We start from the raw sequence: 19,706 nt of genomic DNA, 5'->3' as shown, positions 1-19,706 counted from the left end.
ACCAAGTAACACCCCCAGCACCACCCGCCACACCCGCCCACCCGGGCACGACAACGCCGCTGCACCCGACCACCCGGTCCGGTCCAGCGGCGTCGCGGCACACCCGGACACCGACGCGGCCCGGTCGCTACCGCGCGAGCCGCCCCAGCAGCCCGGAGGCCGCCGCGATGCCGAGCCCCGAGGCCAGCGTCAGCACCGCGAAGTCCAGCGGAAGGTGCGCCGGGGTGCCGATGAGGAGCCCCCGCAGCGCGTCGACCTGGTAGCTGAGCGGGTTGGCCCGGCTGACCGCCTGCAGCCAGCCGGGCATCAGGTCCACCGGGTAGAGCGCGTTCGAGGCGAAGAACAGCGGCATGGTGATCGCCTGGCCGATGCCCATCAGCCGGTCCCGGGTGAGCACGAGGCCGGCGACGGCCATCGACAGGCACGAGAAGAAGGCCGACCCGAGCACCACCGCGACCACGACGCCGAGCAGCCGCAGCGGGTTCCAGGTCATCGCGACCCCGAGCGCCGCCGCGAGCAGCACCACCACGGCGGCCTGCAGCACCGCCTTGACCCCGGCGGCGAAGGCCTTCCCGGTGACCAGCGCGGCCCGCGGGGTCGGGGTGACCAGCAGCTTGGTGAGCACGCCGGAGTCCCGCTCCCAGATGATCATGATGCCGTAGAAGATCGCGATGAACATCGCCGACTGGGCGATGATCCCGGGCGCCAGGAAGTCCAGGTACGGGATCCCGCCGGTCGGGATCGCCTTCAGCCGGGTGAAGGTCTCGCCGAAGATCAGCAGCCAGAGCGCCGGCTGGACCGCCCGGGTGTACAGCTCGGTGCGGTCGTGGCGCAGCTTCTGCAGTTCGACCACGCACATCGCGACCACCCGGGCCGGCACCACCCGCCACCCCGTGCGGGCACGCGGCGGGACCAGCAGCAGAGCGAGGTCGGGCAGGTCGGCGGCCGGGCCGGGGCCGGCGGGTTCAGCCGACCCGGCCGGCCGTGCGACGGGTTCGGCGGACATCGCTGAAGTCTCCTTCCGTGGCCTCGCCACGGCCCAGGCCGCGGCCCGAGAAGTGGCGGAACACGTCGTCCAGACTGGGCTCGGACTGCCGCGGGTCCTGTTCCCGGACCCGGTCCTTGAGCTCTCCCGGGGTGCCGAGCGCGCGGATCCGGCCGCGGTCCATCAGCGCGATCCGGTCGCAGTGCCGGTCGGCCTCGTCCATGTAGTGGGTGGTCACCAGGACGGTCATCCCGGTGGCCCGGCGGATCGCGTCGACGCGCTCCCAGACGCCGGCCCGGGCGATCGGGTCCAGGCCGATCGTCGGCTCGTCCAGGACGAGCAGGCGCGGGGCGCTGACCAGGGCCTGGGCGAGTTCGAGCCGGCGCACCATGCCTCCGGAGAAGGTGCCGGCCATCCGGTCGGCGGCCTCGGTGAGGTCGACGGCGGCCAGCGCCTGGGCGACCCGCTCGGACCGCTCGGACCTCGGCACGTCGAAGACCCGGGCGAACAGGGCGACGTTCTCGCGACCGGTCAGCCCCGCGTCGGCGGACAGCTGCTGCGGGACGTAGCCCAGCAGCCGGCGCACCCGCGTCCGCTGCCGGGCGGCGTCGTGGCCGAAGACCCGGACCATGCCGGCGGCCGTCGGGAGCAGGGTGGTGATCGCCCGGATCGTGGTGGTCTTGCCGGCGCCGTTGGGGCCGAGCAGGCCGAACACCTCGCCGGTGCGGACCGTCAGGTCGACCCCGTCGACCGCCTTGGTGGCACCGTCCTTCCCCCGGCCGCGATGGAAGGAGTACTCCAGGCCGCGGCAGACCACCGCCTCGTCCTCGCCCGACGTCATCGCCGCACCCTCTCCTTCGCCCCGTTCGCCTTCGGCTTGTCCGGCCTCGTCTCCGGCCTCGTCGTCTCCGGTCGGGCGCGCAGGCCCGCCGCGACGCCGCGCAGCGCGGGCAGCGCGGCGTCCAGCGCCGTCCGCTCCTCGGCGGACAGCCCCGCCACCACCTCGCCGACCAGCGCCGACCGCCGGGCCCGCCAGGCCGCGAGCCGTTCGACCGCCTCGTCGGTGACGTGGAGCAGGGCGGCCCGACGGTCGGCCGGGTCCACCTCGCGGCGCAGCAGGCCCAGCGCGACCAGTTGGTTGACCAGGGTGGAGACCGAGTTGCCGGCCAGGCAGAGCTCCGCGGCCGCGTCCGAGACCCGCAGGCCCGGCGAGTCGGCCACCAGGCGCAGCAGCTCGACCTGCGCGCCGCGCAGCCGGGGCTCGGTCAGGCCCTCCCGCAGCCGTCGTCGGACCAGGCGCTGGATCCCGACGAGGAGGGTGGAGAACTCGTCGCCCAGGGCGGTGGCGGAGGTGTCCGTGACATCCGCGGTCATGCCTCCATTTTAGCTCTCAGTGAGAGCTATCCGTCCAGGGCGCGGGCGATGGAAAGCCGCTCGGACCGGACGTTCACGTCGGATTCACGCCAGCCCAACACCCCGCCACGCTGGTGGACTTCGACCCGAACCCACCCCGCACGGACAGGACCGCCGGCATGCCCGACACCGCTCTTCCAGACACCGCTCTCCTCGCCCCGCCCGCATCCGCCGGCGCCCCGCCCGGCCCCCGCGCCAGGACCGGCGGCTGGCCCGCCGTGCTGGCCGTGACGGCCGGCGTCTTCTCCCTCGTCACCACCGAGATCCTGCCGATCGGCCTGCTCACCCCGATCGGCGCCTCCTTCCGGATCTCCGACGGCACGGCCGGGCTGATGATGACGCTGCCCGGCCTGGTCGCCGCGGTGGCCGCGCCGGTGGTCACCGTCACCACCCGGCGCACCGACCGCCGCACCATGCTCTGCGGCCTGCTGGCGCTGCTGGCGTTCGCCGACCTGCTCAACGCGCTCGCCCCCGCCTACTGGGCGGTGCTGGCGGCCCGGGTCGCGCTCGGCCTGGTGATCGGCGCATTCTGGTCGATCGGGTCGGGGCTCGCCCCGCGCCTCGTCGCACCGGCGCGGCAGGCCCGGGCGAACACCGTGTTCTTCACCGCCGTGCCGCTCGGCTCGGTCATCGGCGTGCCGGCCGGGGTCCTGATCGGCTCACTGGCCGGCTGGCGCACCGCCTTCGCCGCGATGGCCGCGCTGACCGTACTGGTGCTCCTCGCACTCCTGGTCTCGCTGCCGCCGCTCCCGCCGGGGGCCGGCACGGGTCTCGGCGTGCTGCGCGGGCTGCTCGCCGGGCGGGGCACCCGCAGCGGCCTCGCGGTGACCTTCCTGATCGTGCTGGCCCACTTCGGCAGCTACACCTACGTCTCGCCGTTCCTGGCGGAGGTCACCCACGCGGGGCCGGGGCTGGTCACCGGGCTCCTGCTCGGCTACGGCGCGGCCGGGCTGCTCGGCAACGTCCTCGCCGGTGACCGGGCGGCCCGGGCCCCCGGAGCGGCGCTGGCCGGCGCCGCCGCCCTGCTCGCCGGCGCGACCCTGCTGCTGCCGGTCCTGGGCGGCTCCGGTCCGGGCGCCGCCGTCGTCCTGGTGCTCTGGGGGGTGGCGTACGGCGCCGTCCCGGTCTGCTCGCTGACCTGGTTCCTCGCCGCGGCTCCGCAGGCGCCGGAGGCGGCCGGGGTGGTGTTCACCTCCTCGTTCCAGGCGACCCTGTCGATCGGCGCCCTGGCGGGCGGCACGGTGGTGGACCACGGGTCGACCACCGCCGTGATGCTGCTGGGCGGCGGCACCGCGCTCCTCGCGGCGGCCACCGCCTGGGCCTGCCGCGGCCGGATCCACCCCACCGCCTCGGGGGATCCGAACGGCCGGTAGACCCCGGCCCGGCGCGCACCCGCCGACCCCGGCCACCAGGCGGTCGACGTCGAGCTGGACGACCTCGCGCCCGGGAAACGCCTCGGCGAGTGCCCAACGGGTGACCGGTGGCCCTGCCGTGGGCGGTCGGGCCGTCGTACCCGGCGCCACAGCCCCGCTCTCAGTCTGACTGAAAGTTCGATCAAGACCGCGGGCACGGGTGTGACCCGCCGAGTCGGGCCCGCTCCCCGGGCACGAACAGGTCCGGACCGGTCCGGTCCGGACCTCGGCGCCTAGCGGCGCAGCCGCTCCAGCTCGATGTCGATCGCACCGGCCATCAGCTCACGCGCGTGCTCCCCCTGCAGGCTGCCGCTGAGCCACCGGACGCTGAGCCCCTCCATGAGCGCGGTCAGCCGCTCGGCGGAACTCGCCAGCGCGGCGGCCCCGTTCATCGGCCGCACCTTGCCCAGCAGGTCGGCGACCTCCTGCACCCAGACCAGCGTCGCGCGGGCCAGGTCCTCCCGCAGGTCCGGGTCGAACACCGCGCTCGCCCGCAGCTCGCCCCAGGCCGTGCTGTTCTCCCGCACCTCGGGGGTGTCCTGGAGTTCCAGCAGCAGGGTCTGCTCCAGCTCACTCCGGGCGTCCAGCGGCGGGGCGTCCGGAGCGCGCTCGGTCGTGTAGCGACCGGCCCGGTCGTTGATGAACTCCAACGTCGCCCGGAGAATCCCCGCGCGGTCCTTGAAGTGGTAGTAGATCAGCGCGGTGGAGACGCCGGCTTCGGACGCCAGCTCCTCCACCCGCAGCCCGCGGACACCGCGCCGGGCGATGACCCGCGCGGCCGCTTCCATGATCAAGCTTCGACGGTCAGCCACGGGGGATCATCCTATCGGGTGGTCCGCCCGGTGGATGTCTTCCGACCCAAACCTGACTGAAACTACAGTCGGGGTGATGATCCGGTGCGATTCCGGACACCGGCGCAGCGCCCGGGGGGCGCCCGGGGGCGCTCAAGGTCGTCCGGCCCGAACTCGGGGAGGACCCGGAGTTCCGGCACCGCTTCACCCAGGAGGTGGCCAGCGCCCGGCGCATCCACGGCCTCTCCACGGCCCAGGTGGTCGACGCCCACTACCGCCGCTCCGCCTGACCCGCGGGGCCGGGCCCGGCGGCCCTTCCCGTCACCCGGCCGACCCGAGCACGACCGGGTCCCGGGCGAGGTCGGCCAGCAGGGCGTCCAGCTTCGCCCGGTCGACCGAGGGCATCACGAAGACGTGCACGTAGCTGCGGCGGGTGGTCTCGTCGCCCGGGACCATCAGCACGTCCTGGGAGGACAGCGACCACTTCGCCACAAGCTCGGGGCTCGGCTTGCGGAACCGCACGGTGACCGCGCCCGGGGTGCGGGCCGGCCAGAGCTCGGCGCCCGTCTCCCGCTCGATCCCCCGCAGCCGCCGCTCCAGGTAGCCGGCCAGCTCCTGGGCCCGGCGTATCCGGTCCACCTGGTCCTGGTAGGAGTGCCGGGACAGGTGGTCCCAGATGACCAGCGGGGAGAAGCCGTTGCGGGAGCCCGCGAAGGTGGTGTCCGGCGCGCCGATGTACTCCGGCTGGGACGGCGGCGAGATCTGGTACTTGACCTTCGTCATGTAGATGCCGCAGGGCCAGGGCGCGCCGGGCCACTTGTGGCCGCTCATCGCGATCGAGGAGACCATGTCCAGCTCGCCGTGCTCCCGGGTGGGCAGCCTCAGGCCGAAGTCGTACTCGGGCAGCTCGACGTCGGGGGTCCAGCCGTACGCCGGGTCCTGGTTGGCCAGCCGCAGGAACGGCGCGTAGCCGGCGCCGAGCGCGCCGTCCACGTGGATCCAGAAGCCCCGGCGCAGGTCGACCAGCGGCTCCCCGGTCCGCGGGTCCGTGCCGTAGACCACCTGGCGCTCGACCAGGCCGTACCGCTCGAAGATCGGCAGCAGCCGCTCGCAGACCTGCCGGACGTCGTCGTGGGCGCCCTTGAAGGTGCTGCCGAGGTTGAGGTTCACGAAGACCGGGTGCCCGTTCGCGGCGAAGAACTCGACCAGCACCGCGAGGGCGTCGACGTCGATCTCGCCCGGGCCGTCCCAGGAGTGGCCCGAGGGGCCGGGGCGGGAGGGCACCTCGGTGGGCCACTCGCGGCGCCCCGTGGCGGGGTCGACCAGCGGGCACCGGTCCGCGTACTTCTCCAGGCCCACGGCGTGGAAGGTCTCGACACCCAGCACCCGCACCGCCTTGGCGAAGGAGTAGTGGGTGTCCTCGGAGTAGAAGGCCACCGGCCGGTGCGCGTTCGGGTTGTCCCGGTCGGGCGCGGCCTGCACGTACCGCAGGGCGTCGAACGGGGCCGTCGGCGGCTGGATCAGCGCCTTGCCGCTCAGGTAGTCCCGGGCGTTCCAGAGCGCGTACATGTTGCCCTCGGTCGAGCCCATCGAGAGCATGTAGCCCCAGTAGGACTCGGGGTCGGCGGGGTCGTGCGGCCGCTCGGCGTTCCACAGGGCCGCGTAGTAGTCGAGCACCGCGCGCTCGACCACCTTGGTGTTCGGCTTGTAGCCGCCGCTCTGGAACGGGTCGCCGAGGTTGTTGATGTTGTTCGGCATGAACCGGGCCAGGTCCAGTGCGCAGCCCTGCATGTCCTGGGTGGCCTGGTAGCCCACCAGGTGCCGGCGCTTGCGGGTCAGGTACTCGTCCACGGTGTCCAGGGCGCGCAGGCGCCGGTCGTCGTCCAGCCCGCCGGTGGGGAGCACGAAGTCGCGGCCGTCCAGCTCTGCCCCCGGGTCGACGGCGGTCGCGGCGGCGAAGGTGGCGGTCGGGCTCATGGGCGCGGCACTCCAGGGGTGTTGGTGTGGGGGGGCGACGTGGGGGTCGCGGCGGGGGCCGCACGGGGTCGCCGCGGGCCGTCCACCGGCGGGGAACGCCGCAGGGGCGTTCGACGCTCGCGGTCAGGATGGAACTTCCCGGCGCCCGGGGGAAGTTCCTCCGCACAAGATTCGGTGGCATGGCCCGAGATCTTGCGGATCGGCGGAAACAGCTGGAATCCTGCCCGGCATGCCGAACATTCCACCGCCCCGCAGAGCGCCCGTCGACGACGTGGACCGGGCCATCCTGCGCGTCCTCTCCGACCACGCCCGGCTGCCCAACAACGCGCTCGCCGAGGCGGTGGGCATCGCCCCCTCCACCTGTCTGGCCAGGGTCCGCGCCCTCCAGGAGCGCGGGATCATCCGGGGCTTCCGGGCCGACGTCGACCCCGCCGCGATCGGCCTGCCGCTGCAGGCGATGATCTCCGTCCGGCTGCGCGCCCACACCCGGGAGCAGAACGAGAGCTTCCGCGGCACCGCCCCCGACCTGCCCGGCGTCCTGGCGGTGTTCCACATGGCGGGGTCCGACGACTACCTGCTGCACGTCGGCGTCGCCGGGCCCGAGGGCCTGCGCGACTTCGTGGTGGACCACCTCACCACCCACCCGGCGGTGGCGCAGACCCGGACCAACCTGATCTTCGAGCAGATAGCCGGCCGCCGCTACCTCGGCGACCCGCTCCCGTCGACCGGCTGAGCGGCCGAGCCCCCGGCGAGCGGCGGACCGGCCGGTCCGCCGGAGCAGCGGGGTACCGGGGTGCCCGGGCCCGCCGGTGCGGCACGTCCGGCCGAATCGGAGGAGCATCGAGTGCGGGGGCGACCGCGGCGGCCGCGCCCGCCGGTGCGGCGGCACTCGGCGCGGTCGGCCGGGCACGAGGAGGAAGGCCATGATCGTCGACTGCGCGCACTACCGCGACGGACGCCGCCAGCACGAGGGCCCCATGCCGCTGGAGGAGGCGGCCGCGCGCTGCGCGCAGGGCGGGTTCGTCTGGCTGGGCCTGTTCGAACCGGCCCCCGAGGAGCTGGCCACCGTGCGCGAGGGCTTCGGACTGCACGAACTCGCCGTCGAGGACGCCCAGGCCCACCACCTGCGGCCCAAGGCCGAGCGGTACGAGGACGGCACCGAGCTGATCATCCTGCGCACCGCGCGCTACGACGACGACCGCGAGGAGGTCGACTCCGGCGAGATCAGCGTCTTCCTCGCCGAGCACTTCGTGATCACCGTCCGCCAGGGCATCGCCAGCGAGCTGGCCGGCGCCCGCAACCGGCTCGAACGCAGCCCCGAACTGCTGCGGACCGGCAGCGCCTCGACCCTGTGGGCGATCCTCGACCAGGTGGTCGACAGCTACGCGCCCGTCGTCACCGAACTCGAACGCGACATCGAGGAGATCGAGGCCACGGTGTTCTCCGGCACGGTCGCCCCGACCGAACGGATCTACTTCCTGCGCCGCGAGGCCACCGACTTCTACCGGGTCGTCCACCCCCTGCTCGCCGTGCTCGCCCGGCGGCTCCAGCCCGGCCGGTCGGCGCCCGAACTGCTGCCGTACTTCCGGGACGTGCACGACCACCTGCTGCTGGTCAACGAGGAGGTCGCCGCCCAGCGCGACCTGCTGGCCACCGTCCTGGAGGCGAACATCGCGGTGATCTCCGTCGAGCAGAACCGGATCAACCTCCGGCAGACCGCCACCATGGAGCGGCTCACCATCGTCGCGACCGTCTTCCTCCCGCTGTCCTTCGTGGTCGGCTTCTTCGGCCAGAACTTCGGCTGGCTGGTCGACCACATCGGCAGCCTCACCGCGTTCGTCGCGCTCAACGTCGGCGGCCTGCTGCTGCCGTGCCTGCTGCTGTACATCTGGCTGCGGCGGCGGCGCACCCGCCCGGCACCCCCGGTCCCGGGGGCGAACAGCGCCGTCCGGCACACCCCGAGAGCCCCGATGGGGTAGGTAGGGCGGGCGACCGCCCGCGGCGGATACCGGCCACCTGACGCGCGGCCTGTTCCCCGCCCGCCCGCCGAGGCGTAGCGTGACCGCGTGAACGCGGACCCGCTCTCCCGGCACGACGTCGTGATCGTCGGCGGCGGCCACAACGCCCTGGTGGCGGCGGCCTATCTGGCCCGGGCCGGCCTCCGGGTGCTGGTGCTCGAACGGCTGCCGCAGGTGGGCGGGGCGGCGGTGTCGGCCCGGGCGTTCGCGGGCGTGGACGCCCGGCTGTCGCGCTACTCGTACCTGGTGAGCCTGCTGCCGCGCCGGGTCGTCCGGGACCTCGGGCTCCGGCTGGACCTGCGGCGGCGCCGGATCTCCTCCTACACGCCCACCGTCCGGGACGGCCGGCCGACCGGTCTCCTGGTGGACGCCGCCGACCCCGCCCGGACCGCGGCGTCCTTCCGGGCGCTGACCGGTGACCCGCGCGAGTGGGAGGCCTGGCAGAGCTTCTACGCGGCGACCGGGAAGCTCGCCGAGCGGGTGTTCCCGACGCTCACCGAGCCGCTGCCCGCCCGGGCCGGGCTGCGCCGGCGGGTCGCGGACGACGCCGTCTGGGAGTCGTTCTTCGAACGCCCGCTGGGCGAGACGATCGAGCGGACCTTCACCGACGACCTGGTCCGCGGCGTGGTGCTGACGGACGCGCTGATCGGCACCTTCACCCACGCCCACGACCCCTCGCTGCTGCAGAACCGCTGCTTCCTGTACCACGTGATCGGCAACGGGACGGGCGACTGGGACGTCCCGGTCGGCGGGATGGGCGCGGTGACGGGCGCGCTGGCCGAGGCGGCGCTGGCGGCCGGCGCGGAGATCCGGACCGGCTGCGAGGTCACCGCCGTCGCCACCGACGGCACCGGAGAGGCCGAGGTGTCCTACCGCCACCGGGGCGGCGAGGCCACCGCGGTGGGCCGCCGGGTCCTGGCGAACGCCGCCCCGGCCGTCCTGGCCCGGCTGCTGGGCGAGGACCCCGGGCCCGCCCCGGAGGGCGCCCAGCTGAAGGTCAACATGGTGCTGCGCCGGCTGCCACGGCTCCGGGACCCGGCCGCGGATCCGCGCGACGCCTTCGCGGGGACCTTCCACATCGCCGAGGGGTACCGGCAGTTGGAGACGGCCCACGCCGAGGCGTCGGCCGGCCGGATGCCCTCGATGCCGCCGTCGGAGATCTACTGCCACACCCTCACCGACCCGTCGATCCTCGGGCCCGAGGCGCTCCGGCAGGGGCTCCAGACGCTCACCCTGTTCGGACTGCACATGCCCGCGCGGCTCTTCACCGACCCGGCGGCCAAGGAGCTCGCGCTCGCGGCGAGCCTGGCCCGGCTCGACGAGGTGCTGGCCGAGCCGCTCGCCGACTGCCTGGCCACCGACGCCGCCGGGCGGCCGTGCGTGGAGGTCAGGACGCCGCTGGACCTGGAGCGGGAGGTCGGCCTGCCGGGCGGTCACATCTTCCACCGGGACCTCGCGTTCCCCTACGCGACCGGAGAGCTGGACGGCGCCGCCGCCCGCTGGGGCGTGGCGACGGCGCACCCGAACGTGCTGCTGTGCGGCGCGGGGGCGGTCCGCGGCGGCGGCGTCAGCGGCATCCCCGGCCACAACGCGGCACAGGCCGTCCTGGAGGACCTCGGGCCGTAGCCGCCGAACGGCCGCCGGCTCAGCGCACCGGCAGGTCCAGCACGGCCGGGTCGGCCCGCGTGGAGCCGAAGGTCACGGTGGAGCCGGACGGCGTGCGACCGCCGTAGAGGGCGTCCCGGGTGCCGAGCACCAGCGCGAGCCGGTGACCGGCGGGCAGGTCGTAGGCGGTGGCGAAGAGCGTGACGTCCAGCGGGAACGGCTGCCCCGGCGTCCGGTCGGACCAGCTCTGCGGGCCGTGCGAGATCAGCCGGCCCACGCCCAGCGCGTCCACGTCGTAGAGGTAGGCGACGGCCGTGCCCTGCGGGGCGGAGGCGGTCACCGTGGTGTGCACCCGGGCCGCTCCGCGCACCGCCAGGCCCTGCGGCCGGGGCGGCGACTGCCGGACGACGGCGGCGGAGCGGTCCAGCAGCGGGACGACCACGGTCGGCGCCCGGTGGAGCACCTGGTCCGCCAGCCCGGACAGCAGGGCGACGCCGCCGCTCGCCCCGGAGGCGGCGTTGCCGCGCAGCGTCGACCGCCAGTCCCCGGCGGCCGGTCCGCCGAGGTCCTCGGCACCCAGCGCCAGCGTCTCGGTCCGGGAGCTGACGGCCTGCCAGTCGGGGTGGGCCTCGTGCGCACTGGTGGGGCGGACCGCCAGGTCGACCGGCGGCCGCGAGTCGCCGGGGGCACCCTTGAGGTACTGGTCGAGCCAGGAACGGGCACTGCTCCAGGCGGCGTTGGAGAGGCCGAGCAGGCCGGTGAACTCCTGGCTGGCATGGTCGCCCGGGCGCAGTTCGAGGCGCTTGGGCCCGGTGAGGCGCTGGTAGAAGGCCGTCACCTGGCCGGGGTTGAAGAAGCTGTCGCCCCAGGCGTTCGCCAGCAGGACGGCCGTGCCGTTGGCGTTGATCCGCTCCAGGTAGCGGGCCGGCGAGCGGGTGTCCGCCCACCGGACGACCTCGGGCAGGTCGCGGTCGGCGAAGAGGTCGTCCAGCACCCGGCTGAACTCGGGGCTCCGGCGGCCGGTCGGCGCCTGGATCCCGGCGAGCACCGCGGCCGCCTGGACGTGCCGGGTCTGCCCGCTGTACAGCGAGTCGGTCAGGTCGGCCCAGCCGCTCAGCGAGGCGACGGCCTTGATCCGGGGGTCGAAGGCGGCGCCGAGGAGGGTGAGGCCGCCGCCCAGCGAGAGCCCCACCATGCCGATCCGCTCCGGGTCCGCCGGGGTCCGCGCCAGCGCCCAGTCGATCACCGTGGAGATGTCGGCGACGTCCTTCGGCCCGGCGACGTCGACCTCGCCGCCGGAGCCCCAGAAGCCGCGCACCGTGTAGGTGACGACCACGTAGCCCGCGGCGGCGAGCGCGTGGCCCTGGGCGACGTACTCCAGGTCGTTCTGCCCCCAGCTGGCCGGCTGGACCACCAGCGGGTACCGCCCCCGCGGGTCGGCTCCCGGACTGCCGGGGGCCGGGGTGAACACGTCCGCCCTGAGCACCACGCCGTCGTTCGCCGGGATGTCGGCCAGCCGGAACGACCCGACGGCGCCGGCGGCGGGGCCGGCTGCCGGGCCGCTCGCGGGGGTCGCCGTCGCGGCCGCCGCGGAGGCGGGCCGTGCGACGGCGGCCCCACCGAGCGCGAGCGCCGCCACCAGGACGGCACTGGCCGCCCGGCGGCCGGGACGGGGGTGGGATCGTTCCATCACTGCTCCCTCTGCATTCGAACCACTGGAATCACGCGAATCCTCGGAGCCACCCGGATCGCTCGGAGCCACCCGGATCGCTCGGACCACGGAGGACACTCGGACCACTCAGGCCACCCGGACCACGTGACTCCGCCCGGCCGTCGAGCCTAGCGAGCTGATGGCCCATCAGAGGAGGTGATGATCAGCCACATTACTCGCCAGTAGCCGTCGATGGATCACCCCACCACCCCGCCCCACCCCCGCCGATCGGCAGGGTCGCCGACCCGCCGAACGTCCGTAATGCGGCGTCCGATGCCCGGTCATCGGACATGATCACTTACGCTACTGAGTAGTCATCAGTTCGACGGATGACCGAACAGCACATGAACCATCGAACAACCAGGGGGAAACCATGCTCCGTCGCATGTCCGCACTGACCGTCTCGGCCGTTCTCGCCGGTGGCCTGCTCCTCGCCGCCGCGCCCGCCCAGGCCGCGCCCGCCCAGGCCCGCGCCTCCGTCTCGGTCAACATCGGTGAGCTGCAGGTCCAGGCCGCCAAGCTGCGCCAGCAGGCCCAGCGCCTGCGCAGCCAGGGCCACTTCCAGGAGGCCAACGTCACGGACGCCCGCGCGGCCGCCATCGAGGCGCAGATCCGCCGCTACGAGGAGTGCGAGCGCAGCGTCCACTGCTGACCGGTCCACCCGGGAGACCCCCGCGACGCGGCGCCCCGGCGCTGCGACGCGGGGGTCTCTCCGCGTTCCCGCTACGGCCGGCCCGGGGCGGCCGGGCCGCCCGGCCGGCGGGTGTGGGCGAGGAGCGCCGGGACGACGACGTCCCACGTCCCCTCGGGAAAGACCTCGTGCCCGGTGCGTTCGAGGGCGATGAAGCGGGCGCCGGGAATCTCCGCCGCCAGGGCGCGCCCGTGCTCGACCGGGAACAGCGGGTCCTCGTCGCCGTGGAGCACCAGGGTGGGCGCGGTGATCCCGCCGAGCCGGTGGCGCCAGGGGCGGCCGGCATCGAGGAGGTAGGGGTTGGTCGACTGGGCGGCGATGTCGGCGGCGCGGTCCACGACCCGGGCGGCCAGCCGGCGCACGGCGTCCTCGTCGAACGGCCGCGAGACGGCGGCGAAGGGACGCTCGCCCTCGACGATCGAGGCGATGACGGCGTCCCGGTCGGACCAGTCGACCCCGCCACCGCCGTCCGCTCCGGCCTCGCCGTCACCGTCCTCCTCTCCGGGCCCGGACCCGGCCCCGGAACCGGCCTCGGACTGGGCCTCGGACCGGGCCTCGGACCGGGCGAAGAAGGCCGCGAGCCGGTCCGACATCGGCGGGAGGTCCGCCTGCTCCTGTCCGGGGATGCCGGGCGTGGACGACGCGCAGGTGAGCGTGGCCACCCGGTCCGGATGGTCGAGGGCCAGCAGCTGGCCGACCGCGGCGCCCTGCGACATGCCGACGACGTGGGCCGCGCCCAGGCCGAGGGCGCCGATCAGGGCGGCGGCATCGTCGGCCAGGTCCGGCAGCCCGTACGGCGGAGCGCCCACCTGGTAGGTCGTCGATCCCCCCGCGTCGCGGCTGTCGTACCGGATGACGAACCTGCCCCCGTCGGCCAGCCGCCGGACGAAGCCGTCGCTCCAGTTGAGCGCGCAGTGGCCCGCGCCGTGGATCAGCAGGACGGCGGGATCGGCGGGATCGCCGAGGAGGTCGGCGCTCAGCTCCGCGCCGTTGACCTTGAGGATGCGCCGGCCGGTCGCCATCGGGCCGCTCCTTCGAGGATTTCCGTCACGTGTCACGACGACCCTACGGCCAGGCGGGTCGTTCCCCGGCGAACGTCCGCACCCGACCGGTGGGTGGTGCGCTTCGGTCCCGTCGCCCGTGGGCAGCCTTCCCGGGCGGGGGCACGGATGCGAGGAGGACGGCATGCGCCAGGACGAGGCCAAGCACTTCGACGCGCGGACGGCGGCGGGTGACACCGTCGCCGAGCCCGGCGGCGCGGCCGATCCCGAGGCCCGCTACCGCCGTTCCTCGGCCTTCCTCATCGACGAGGCCCTCGGCTTCCTCTTCCCCGCCGCCCTCCGCGCCGCCGCCGACGTTGGCGTGGCCGACCACCTCGCGGACGGCCCCCGCACGCCCGCCGAACTCGCCACCACGACCGGCCTGGACGCCCGCAGCCTGCACCGGGTGCTGCGCCTGCTCGCCACCCGGGGCGTGGTGGCGGAGGACGACGCGGGCCGGTTCACGCTGACCGACGCCGGCCAGGCGCTGCGCAGCGACGTCCCCTGCTCGGCCCGGACGGCCGTCCAGATGCTCACCGACCGCACCATGTGGCAGCCGGCCGGCGAGCTGACGAGCTGCCTGACCGAGGGCACCGCGTCGTTCGAGGCCATCTTCGGCATGCCGTTCTTCGACTGGTTCGCCCAGGACGCGCGGACCGCCGCCGTCTTCCACGGCGGCATGGCGGCGATGTCCGACGCCGAGAACGCGGTCATCGCGGCGGCCTACGACTTCCCGGAGACCGGCACCGTCGTGGACGTCGGCGGCGGCCACGGCGGCCTGCTGCTGGAGGTGCTGCGCCGCAACCCGGGCGTGGCGGGCGTCCTCTACGACCGCGCCCACGTCCTGGCCGGCCATCGCCTCGACACCGACAAGGAGATCGCGGGCCGCTGGACCCTCGCGGAGGGCGACTTCTTCGCGTCCGCACCGCCCGGCGACATCCACCTGCTCAAGCGCATCACGCACGACTGGGACGACGAGACCTGCGTGACCCTGCTGACCAGCTGCCGCCGCTCGCTCCACCCGGGCGGCCGCGTCCTGGTGCTGGACGCGGTGGTCCCCCGGGGCAACGCCCCGCACCAGTCCAAGACCCTGGACCTGATGATGATGGCCTCCCTCACCGGCCGCGAACGCACCGAGGCGGACTTCGCCGCCCTCTTCGACCGCGCCGGCCTACGCCTCTCCCGCGTCCTCCCCACCCCCACCGTCCTTTCCGTGGTCGAGGCCGTTCCGGCCTGACGGATCATCATGTACTGCTCGAAGGCGGTGGTCCCGGCTCCCGGGTCGAGTCGGCGGGGAGGAGCTCGGCGGTGCGGTGGGCGACCTCGTGGTGGAGGGCGTCGCGGACGACCCGGACGGCGGGGTGGGTCACCGCCTCGCGCCGTACGGCCAGCGTGATCGGCAGCCGGATGTCGACCTCGTCCGGCAACAGCCTTCGCAGCAGGGCCCGTTCGGCGAGGAAGGCCGGCAGCACGCCGATCCCGGCGCCGAGTCGGGTGGCCTCGACCTGGGCGAAGACGTTGGTGGAGGAGAACGCGGGTGTGACGCCCGGCAGATGGCGTTCGATGTCGAGGTCGCCGACCTGGAGCATCGAGTCGATGTAGAAGATCAGCGGATGCTCCCGCAGCTCGGCGACCGAGCCGGGCGGGCCGCACCGCGCGAGGTACTCGTCGGCGGCGTACAGGCCCAGCGCGTAGTCGGTCAGGTGCTCGGTCACCAGGCGGCTGCGCGGTGGCCGGCCGATCGCCAGGGCGAGGTCGAAGCCGGCCGGGCGCAGATTCAACTGCCGCGTGGCCGTGATGAGTTCGACGCGCAGTCGGGGGTGGCGCCGGCGCACCCGGGCCAGTGCCGGGGTGGCGAAGACGGTGCCGAAGCCGTCCGGGGCGCTCACCCGGACGGTGCCGTGCAGGGACGGCGCGTCCTGACCGGAGACCGCGTCGACGACCCGGACGAGGGCGTCCTCGATCGCGCGGGCGCTGTCCGCGACGGACCGGCCGGCGTCGGTCAGGCCCCAGCCCTCCGTGCCACGTTCGATCAGCCGTACCCCGAGGCTCTTCTCCAGCGCGGTGATCCGGCGGGACACCGTGGTGTGGTCCACGCCGAGCGCGTCGGCCGCGCTGACCAGCCGGCCCGTGCGGGCGACGGCGAGCAGGTACCGCAGGTCGTCCGCGCGGAGTGCGCGCGGGTCGGGACCGCCGTGCTCCGGCCGCGGCGGCGGGTCCGGGTCGTCGCCGACCGGGCGGGTACGGGAGGGCACCGGGGCAGCGTATCTGCATTCGCGCACACCCCGTCTGCACGATTGGTGCTTGAGCGCACGACTCGGGGGCGGCAGAGTCGGGGCACCGTCGGCCGGCGCACCCGGCCGCCGTTCCTCCCCGCGTCGAGAGGGTCCCCCATGGTCGCCGGCCTGTCCCTGCCCCGGATCGTGCGCGTCGGCCGCGGCGCCGTCGAGGAACTGGGCGACGTCGTCGCCGGACTGGGGCTGAGCCGGCCCCTGCTCGTCACCGACGCGTTCCTGGTCGGGACCGGCGCGGCGGAGCGGGTGACCGCGACACTGGTCCGGGCCGGGCTGAGCCCTCGCCTGTTCGCCGGCACCGTGCCCGACCCGACCACCGACTCGCTGGCCGCGGGCCTGGAGGCGCTGCACGGGCACCGGGCGGACTCGGTCATCGGGTTCGGCGGCGGCAGCCCGATGGACAGCGCCAAGGCGCTCGCCCTGCTGGGCGTCCAGGGCGGTCGGATGCGCGACTACAAGGCGCCGCGCGTCAACCACGGGCCGGCGCTCCCGGTGATCGCCGTCCCCACCACCGCCGGCAGCGGCTCGGAGGCGACCCAGGTCACCGTCATCACCGACAGCGGCACGGACGAGAAGATGCTCTGCCTGGGCCCGGCGTTCCAGCCGATCGCCGCCGTCGTCGACGCGGACCTGACCCTGTCGATGCCGCCCCGGCTGACCGCCGACACCGGCGTCGACGCCCTCACCCATGCCGTCGAGGCGTACGTCAGCCGCAAGGCCAACGCCTTCTCCGACGGTCTGGCCCTCACCGCGATCGCCACCATCGGCCGCCATCTGCGCCGCGTCTACGCGGACGGTTCGGACGCCGTGGCGCGCGAGGCCATGATGCTCGCCGCGACCCAGGCCGGGATGGCTTTCTCGAACTCCAGCGTCGCCCTCGTGCACGGCATGAGCCGTCCGATCGGCGCCCACTTCCACGTCGCCCACGGCCTGTCGAACGCGATGCTGTTCCCCGCGGTGACCGCCTTCTCGGTGGCCGCGGCCCCCGGCCGGTACGCCAACTGCGCCCGGGCCCTGGGCGCCGCGAGCGCGACGGACGCCGAGGGCGCGGCCGCCGCCAAGCTCGTCGACGCCCTCCACGAGCTCTGCCACGACCTGGCCGTCCCCACCCCCCGCGCCCACGGCATCGACCCGGCCGCGTGGGCCCGGCTGACGCCCCTGATGGCCGAGCAGGCCCTGGGGTCGGGCTCCCCCGCCAACAACCCCGTCGTGCCCACCGCCGAGCAGATCCAGGAGCTCTACGCCCGGATCTACGCCTGATCACCGCCGACGCCCGCCGGGCTCACCCGCCGCAGGGCCGGCCGCGCGTCGGCCCGCACGGCCGCGTAGGAGTCGGCGAGCCGTTCCCGCGGGCCCGCGGCGACCGCCGGGCCACCGGCGGACCGGGTCAGGACCCGTACGGCGGCCTCGCGGACGTCCGGGCTGTCGTCGCCGAGCAGGGCGACCAGCGGGGGCAGCAGCCCGGCGGCGCCGAGCGCGCGGGCGGCCGTGGCCGCGGCGCCGGCCCCCGGGTCAGTTCGGCGCCGCGGCCACGGCCACCGGCGACGAGCCGCCGGGCACCAGCAGCCGCGGCGCCCCGCCGCCGTCCGCCGGCACGCTCCAGACGTCGGTGCCCTTGCCGCCCTGGCCGGGCAGCGCGTACCCGAGCGTCTCCCCGTCGAGCCAGACCGCCTGGTCGTCCACGCTGCGCGACTCGGCCAGCGGGTGCTCGCCCATCCCCGCCAGCTCCAGCACGTGGAGCCGCCAGGGCGCCGCCGGGTCGGTCGAGACCTTCTTCTTGAAGGCGATCCGGGTACCGTCCGGCGAGAGCGAGGGGCACTCCACGTTCTCCCGCAGGGTGCGGGCCGACCAGGCCCGGAGGTCCCCCTCGACCAGGTGGGTCCGGCCGCCGGTCGAGACGGTGGCGTAGAAGCGGTTGTCGTCGGCGGCGAAGCTGACGCCCCAGTAGTTGACGTCGGCGGCGTGGTAGCGGGCGCCGTCGACGGTCAGCGGGATGGACTCGATGGACTTGACCAGGTAGCCGGTACGCAGGTCCAGGACCGACGTCCGGGTGGAGAAGGTGCCCGCCGCGTAGGAGTCCCCCACCGCGAAGGCGGTCCAGGCGAGCAGGTGCCCGGAGGCCGACACCCGGGCCCGGTTCGGGATCCCGGGCACCGTCACCGACTGGAGCTCGGTGAACTTCCGGTCGTACACCACCGCCTGGGTCCGGGCCGGGGTGCCGGGCAGCGCGCGCAGGCACAGCGCCCGGTCCCCCGCGGCGTGGAAGCGGACGCAGGACGGGCCGTCCGCCACCCCCGGACTGCGGGCGACCCGCCCGGTGGCGGAATCCCGGTAGTAGAGCCCGGGCTCGTCCAGGGTGAACGAGCTCGCGGCGGCGACCAGCCGCTGCCCGCCGCCGCGTTCCCTGGCGTGCAGGACGTACCCCAGCGAACCGCCCAGCAGCACCAGGGCCGCGGTGATCAGCACCAGCGAACGCGCTTTCACGAGACCTCCCTCTCCGGCCGCTCCGGCAGGATCCGCCGAGCCGCGACGAGTGCGGCGGCCAGCGCGAGCGCGGCCGCCGCCAGGGCCGGACGCGGCCCCCACCACGTCCAGGCCGCACCGAAGCCCGCCGCACCGACCAGCCGGGCCAGCGCCTGACCGGTCTGCAGCACCGCGAGCCCGCTCGCCCGGCCGTCGAGCGGCAGGACCGGCCCGGCGAGTGCCATCAGCACACCGTCCGTGGCGGCGTAGAAGACGCCCAGGAGGACCAGGACGAGTACGGTGGCCGGCCAGCCCGGCGGGGCCATCACCACGAGGTAGGCCGCGAGCAGCGCACCGTGCCCCCAGAGGAACGGGGTGCGCCGCCCGGACCGGTCCGCGATCCGGCCCGCCGGTACGGCCAGCAGCAGGTAGCACGCCGCGGCGCCGAGCGGCAGCAGCGGGAAGAGCAGGGCCGGCAGGTCCAGGCCGCGCTGGAGCAGCAGGTAGAGGAAGGAGTCGCCGATCGTCGCGGCGCCCAGCAGCACGGCGGCCGTGACGACCCGCCGGAACACCGGGTCGCCGAGTGCCCTGGGCTTCTTCCCCGTCCTGCCGCGCTCGCCGGTCTTCCCGCCGGCCGGCCTCGGCTTCACGCCGGCCGCCGGCCTCGCCCCGGCCGGGACGAAGAGCACCAGCACCAGCACGCCGAACAGCCCGGTGGCGAAGCTGACCACGAAGACCGCGTCGTACGCGTCCGCCGTCGCCCACAGCACCACGAACGCGACCAGGGGGCCGAGCAGCGCCCCCGTGGTGTCCATCGCCCGGTGCACCCCGAACGCCCGGCCGAGCTCCTCCGGCGGCGCGCTGAGCGAGATCATCGCGTCCCGCGGCGCGGTCCGCACGCCCTTGCCGAGCCGGTCGGCGGCCAGCGCGGCGGCGATCCCGGCGGCCGCGCCGCCGGCCAGCAGCAGCCCGAGCCGGGAGAGCGCCGACAGCAGGTAGCCGACCCCGGCGACCGTCCGGTGCCGGCCGCCGCCGCGGTCGGCGAGCTTGCCGCCGAGCAGCCGGACCAGTGCCGTCGCCCCGTTGAACAGCCCGTCGAGGAAACCGAATTGAAGCGGCGAGAGGCCGAGCCCCAGCACCAGGTAGAGCGGCAGCACGGCGGTGACCATCTCCGAGGAGACATCGGTGACCAGGCTGACCGCGCCGAGCGCGACGACCGTGCCCGGGACGCGCCGTCCCGCCCCGGCGGCGAAGCGCATGATCTGACCGGTGCCGTTGAAGTAACCGGGGCGGTCCTTGGTGAAGT

The 19,706-nt window shown here is 74.9% G+C and carries 17 protein-coding genes and 1 pseudogene; 7 read left to right on the top strand and 11 right to left on the bottom strand.

Going from position 1 to position 19,706, the window contains the following annotated elements; genetic code table 11:
• Nucleotides 1–127 precede the first annotated feature (127 nt).
• Genes ABZ497_RS34570 through ABZ497_RS34560 form a run of 3 tightly spaced genes read right to left on the bottom strand, consistent with a single transcriptional unit; the run spans nucleotide 128 to nucleotide 2,359 of the window.
• Nucleotides 128–1,006, bottom strand: a complete 879-nt coding sequence (locus ABZ497_RS34570) for an ABC transporter permease (RefSeq protein WP_359811538.1) — start codon at nucleotides 1,004–1,006, stop codon at nucleotides 128–130.
• Nucleotides 966–1,826 (bottom strand): ATP-binding cassette domain-containing protein, encoded by an 861-nt coding sequence (locus tag ABZ497_RS34565; protein WP_359811535.1) that lies wholly within the window; start codon nucleotides 1,824–1,826, stop codon nucleotides 966–968. The genes ABZ497_RS34570 and ABZ497_RS34565 overlap by 41 nt, the downstream gene beginning before the upstream one ends.
• A complete protein-coding gene (locus ABZ497_RS34560) occupies nucleotides 1,823–2,359 on the bottom strand; it encodes a MarR family transcriptional regulator (RefSeq protein ID WP_359811533.1) in 537 nt (178 codons plus the stop codon). The genes ABZ497_RS34565 and ABZ497_RS34560 overlap by 4 nt, the downstream gene beginning before the upstream one ends.
• A 158-nt stretch (nucleotides 2,360–2,517) precedes the next feature.
• Here ABZ497_RS34560 and ABZ497_RS34555 point away from each other — a divergent pair, with 158 nt between their 5' ends.
• Nucleotides 2,518–3,771 (top strand): MFS transporter, encoded by a 1,254-nt coding sequence (locus ABZ497_RS34555; RefSeq protein WP_359811530.1) that lies wholly within the window; start codon nucleotides 2,518–2,520, stop codon nucleotides 3,769–3,771.
• Nucleotides 3,772–4,043: 272 nt separating this feature from the next.
• Here ABZ497_RS34555 and ABZ497_RS34550 read toward each other — a convergent pair whose 3' ends face one another.
• Together ABZ497_RS34550 and ABZ497_RS34545 are read right to left on the bottom strand one after the other, a co-directional pair.
• Nucleotides 4,044–4,598 carry a TetR/AcrR family transcriptional regulator gene (locus tag ABZ497_RS34550; RefSeq protein ID WP_359811544.1) on the bottom strand — a complete coding sequence of 185 codons (555 nt, stop codon included), beginning with the start codon at nucleotides 4,596–4,598 and terminating at the stop codon, nucleotides 4,044–4,046.
• Nucleotides 4,599–4,922: 324 nt separating this feature from the next.
• Entirely contained in the window at nucleotides 4,923–6,578 is a 1,656-nt protein-coding gene (locus ABZ497_RS34545) for a histidine decarboxylase (protein ID WP_359811527.1), read from the bottom strand.
• 229 nt (nucleotides 6,579–6,807) lie between these two features.
• On the opposite strand from ABZ497_RS34545, the gene ABZ497_RS34540 reads away from it, so the two are divergent.
• The 3 genes from ABZ497_RS34540 to ABZ497_RS34530 all read left to right on the top strand — a co-directional run bounded on the left by ABZ497_RS34540 (nucleotide 6,808) and on the right by ABZ497_RS34530 (nucleotide 10,222).
• Nucleotides 6,808–7,311 (top strand): Lrp/AsnC family transcriptional regulator, encoded by a 504-nt coding sequence (locus tag ABZ497_RS34540; RefSeq protein ID WP_359811524.1) that lies wholly within the window; start codon nucleotides 6,808–6,810, stop codon nucleotides 7,309–7,311.
• 190 nt (nucleotides 7,312–7,501) lie between these two features.
• Entirely contained in the window at nucleotides 7,502–8,557 is a 1,056-nt protein-coding gene (locus ABZ497_RS34535; protein WP_359811522.1) for a magnesium and cobalt transport protein CorA, read from the top strand.
• Nucleotides 8,558–8,644: 87 nt separating this feature from the next.
• Nucleotides 8,645–10,222, top strand: coding sequence for an NAD(P)/FAD-dependent oxidoreductase (locus ABZ497_RS34530; protein WP_359811519.1), 1,578 nt, complete (start codon nucleotides 8,645–8,647; stop codon nucleotides 10,220–10,222).
• 19 nt (nucleotides 10,223–10,241) lie between these two features.
• Here ABZ497_RS34530 and ABZ497_RS34525 read toward each other — a convergent pair whose 3' ends face one another.
• On the bottom strand, nucleotides 10,242–11,891 hold the full coding sequence (locus tag ABZ497_RS34525; protein WP_359811516.1) for a CocE/NonD family hydrolase: 1,650 nt from the start codon (nucleotides 11,889–11,891) through the stop codon (nucleotides 10,242–10,244).
• A gap of 406 nt (nucleotides 11,892–12,297) precedes the next feature.
• On the opposite strand from ABZ497_RS34525, the gene ABZ497_RS34520 reads away from it, so the two are divergent.
• A complete protein-coding gene (locus ABZ497_RS34520; protein ID WP_329491065.1) occupies nucleotides 12,298–12,564 on the top strand; it encodes a hypothetical protein in 267 nt (88 codons plus the stop codon).
• A gap of 71 nt (nucleotides 12,565–12,635) precedes the next feature.
• Here ABZ497_RS34520 and ABZ497_RS34515 read toward each other — a convergent pair whose 3' ends face one another.
• Nucleotides 12,636–13,625, bottom strand: a complete 990-nt coding sequence (locus ABZ497_RS34515) for an alpha/beta hydrolase (protein ID WP_359811513.1) — start codon at nucleotides 13,623–13,625, stop codon at nucleotides 12,636–12,638.
• A 163-nt stretch (nucleotides 13,626–13,788) separates the two neighbouring features.
• On the opposite strand from ABZ497_RS34515, the gene ABZ497_RS34510 reads away from it, so the two are divergent.
• Nucleotides 13,789–14,880 (top strand): methyltransferase, encoded by a 1,092-nt coding sequence (locus ABZ497_RS34510; RefSeq protein ID WP_359811510.1) that lies wholly within the window; start codon nucleotides 13,789–13,791, stop codon nucleotides 14,878–14,880.
• A gap of 7 nt (nucleotides 14,881–14,887) precedes the next feature.
• Here ABZ497_RS34510 and ABZ497_RS34505 read toward each other — a convergent pair whose 3' ends face one another.
• Nucleotides 14,888–15,898, bottom strand: coding sequence for a LysR family transcriptional regulator (locus tag ABZ497_RS34505; RefSeq protein ID WP_359811507.1), 1,011 nt, complete (start codon nucleotides 15,896–15,898; stop codon nucleotides 14,888–14,890).
• A 138-nt stretch (nucleotides 15,899–16,036) separates the two neighbouring features.
• On the opposite strand from ABZ497_RS34505, the gene ABZ497_RS34500 reads away from it, so the two are divergent.
• Nucleotides 16,037–17,197 (top strand): iron-containing alcohol dehydrogenase, encoded by a 1,161-nt coding sequence (locus ABZ497_RS34500; RefSeq protein WP_359811505.1) that lies wholly within the window; start codon nucleotides 16,037–16,039, stop codon nucleotides 17,195–17,197.
• Here ABZ497_RS34500 and ABZ497_RS34495 read toward each other — a convergent pair.
• The 3 genes and pseudogenes from ABZ497_RS34495 to ABZ497_RS34485 form a co-directional block, all read right to left on the bottom strand.
• A pseudogene (locus ABZ497_RS34495) lies at nucleotides 17,188–17,403 on the bottom strand (hypothetical protein); the annotation flags it as partial. The gene ABZ497_RS34500 and the pseudogene ABZ497_RS34495 overlap by 10 nt on opposite strands.
• Before the next feature lie 46 nt (nucleotides 17,404–17,449).
• A complete protein-coding gene (locus ABZ497_RS34490) occupies nucleotides 17,450–18,421 on the bottom strand; it encodes a hypothetical protein (protein WP_359811502.1) in 972 nt (323 codons plus the stop codon).
• Nucleotides 18,418–19,659 (bottom strand): MFS transporter, encoded by a 1,242-nt coding sequence (locus tag ABZ497_RS34485; RefSeq protein ID WP_359811541.1) that lies wholly within the window; start codon nucleotides 19,657–19,659, stop codon nucleotides 18,418–18,420. Before ABZ497_RS34485 ends, ABZ497_RS34490 begins: the two co-directional genes overlap by 4 nt.
• Nucleotides 19,660–19,706: the final 47 nt, after the last annotated feature.

The sequence above is a fragment of the Kitasatospora sp. NPDC005751 genome, from assembly GCF_040630835.1.
In the GTDB taxonomy this organism is placed as follows: Bacteria; Actinomycetota; Actinomycetes; order Streptomycetales; family Streptomycetaceae; genus Kitasatospora.
The sequence above is the reverse complement of the archived record's forward strand: the minus strand, read 5'-3'. Positions and strand labels throughout refer to the sequence as shown.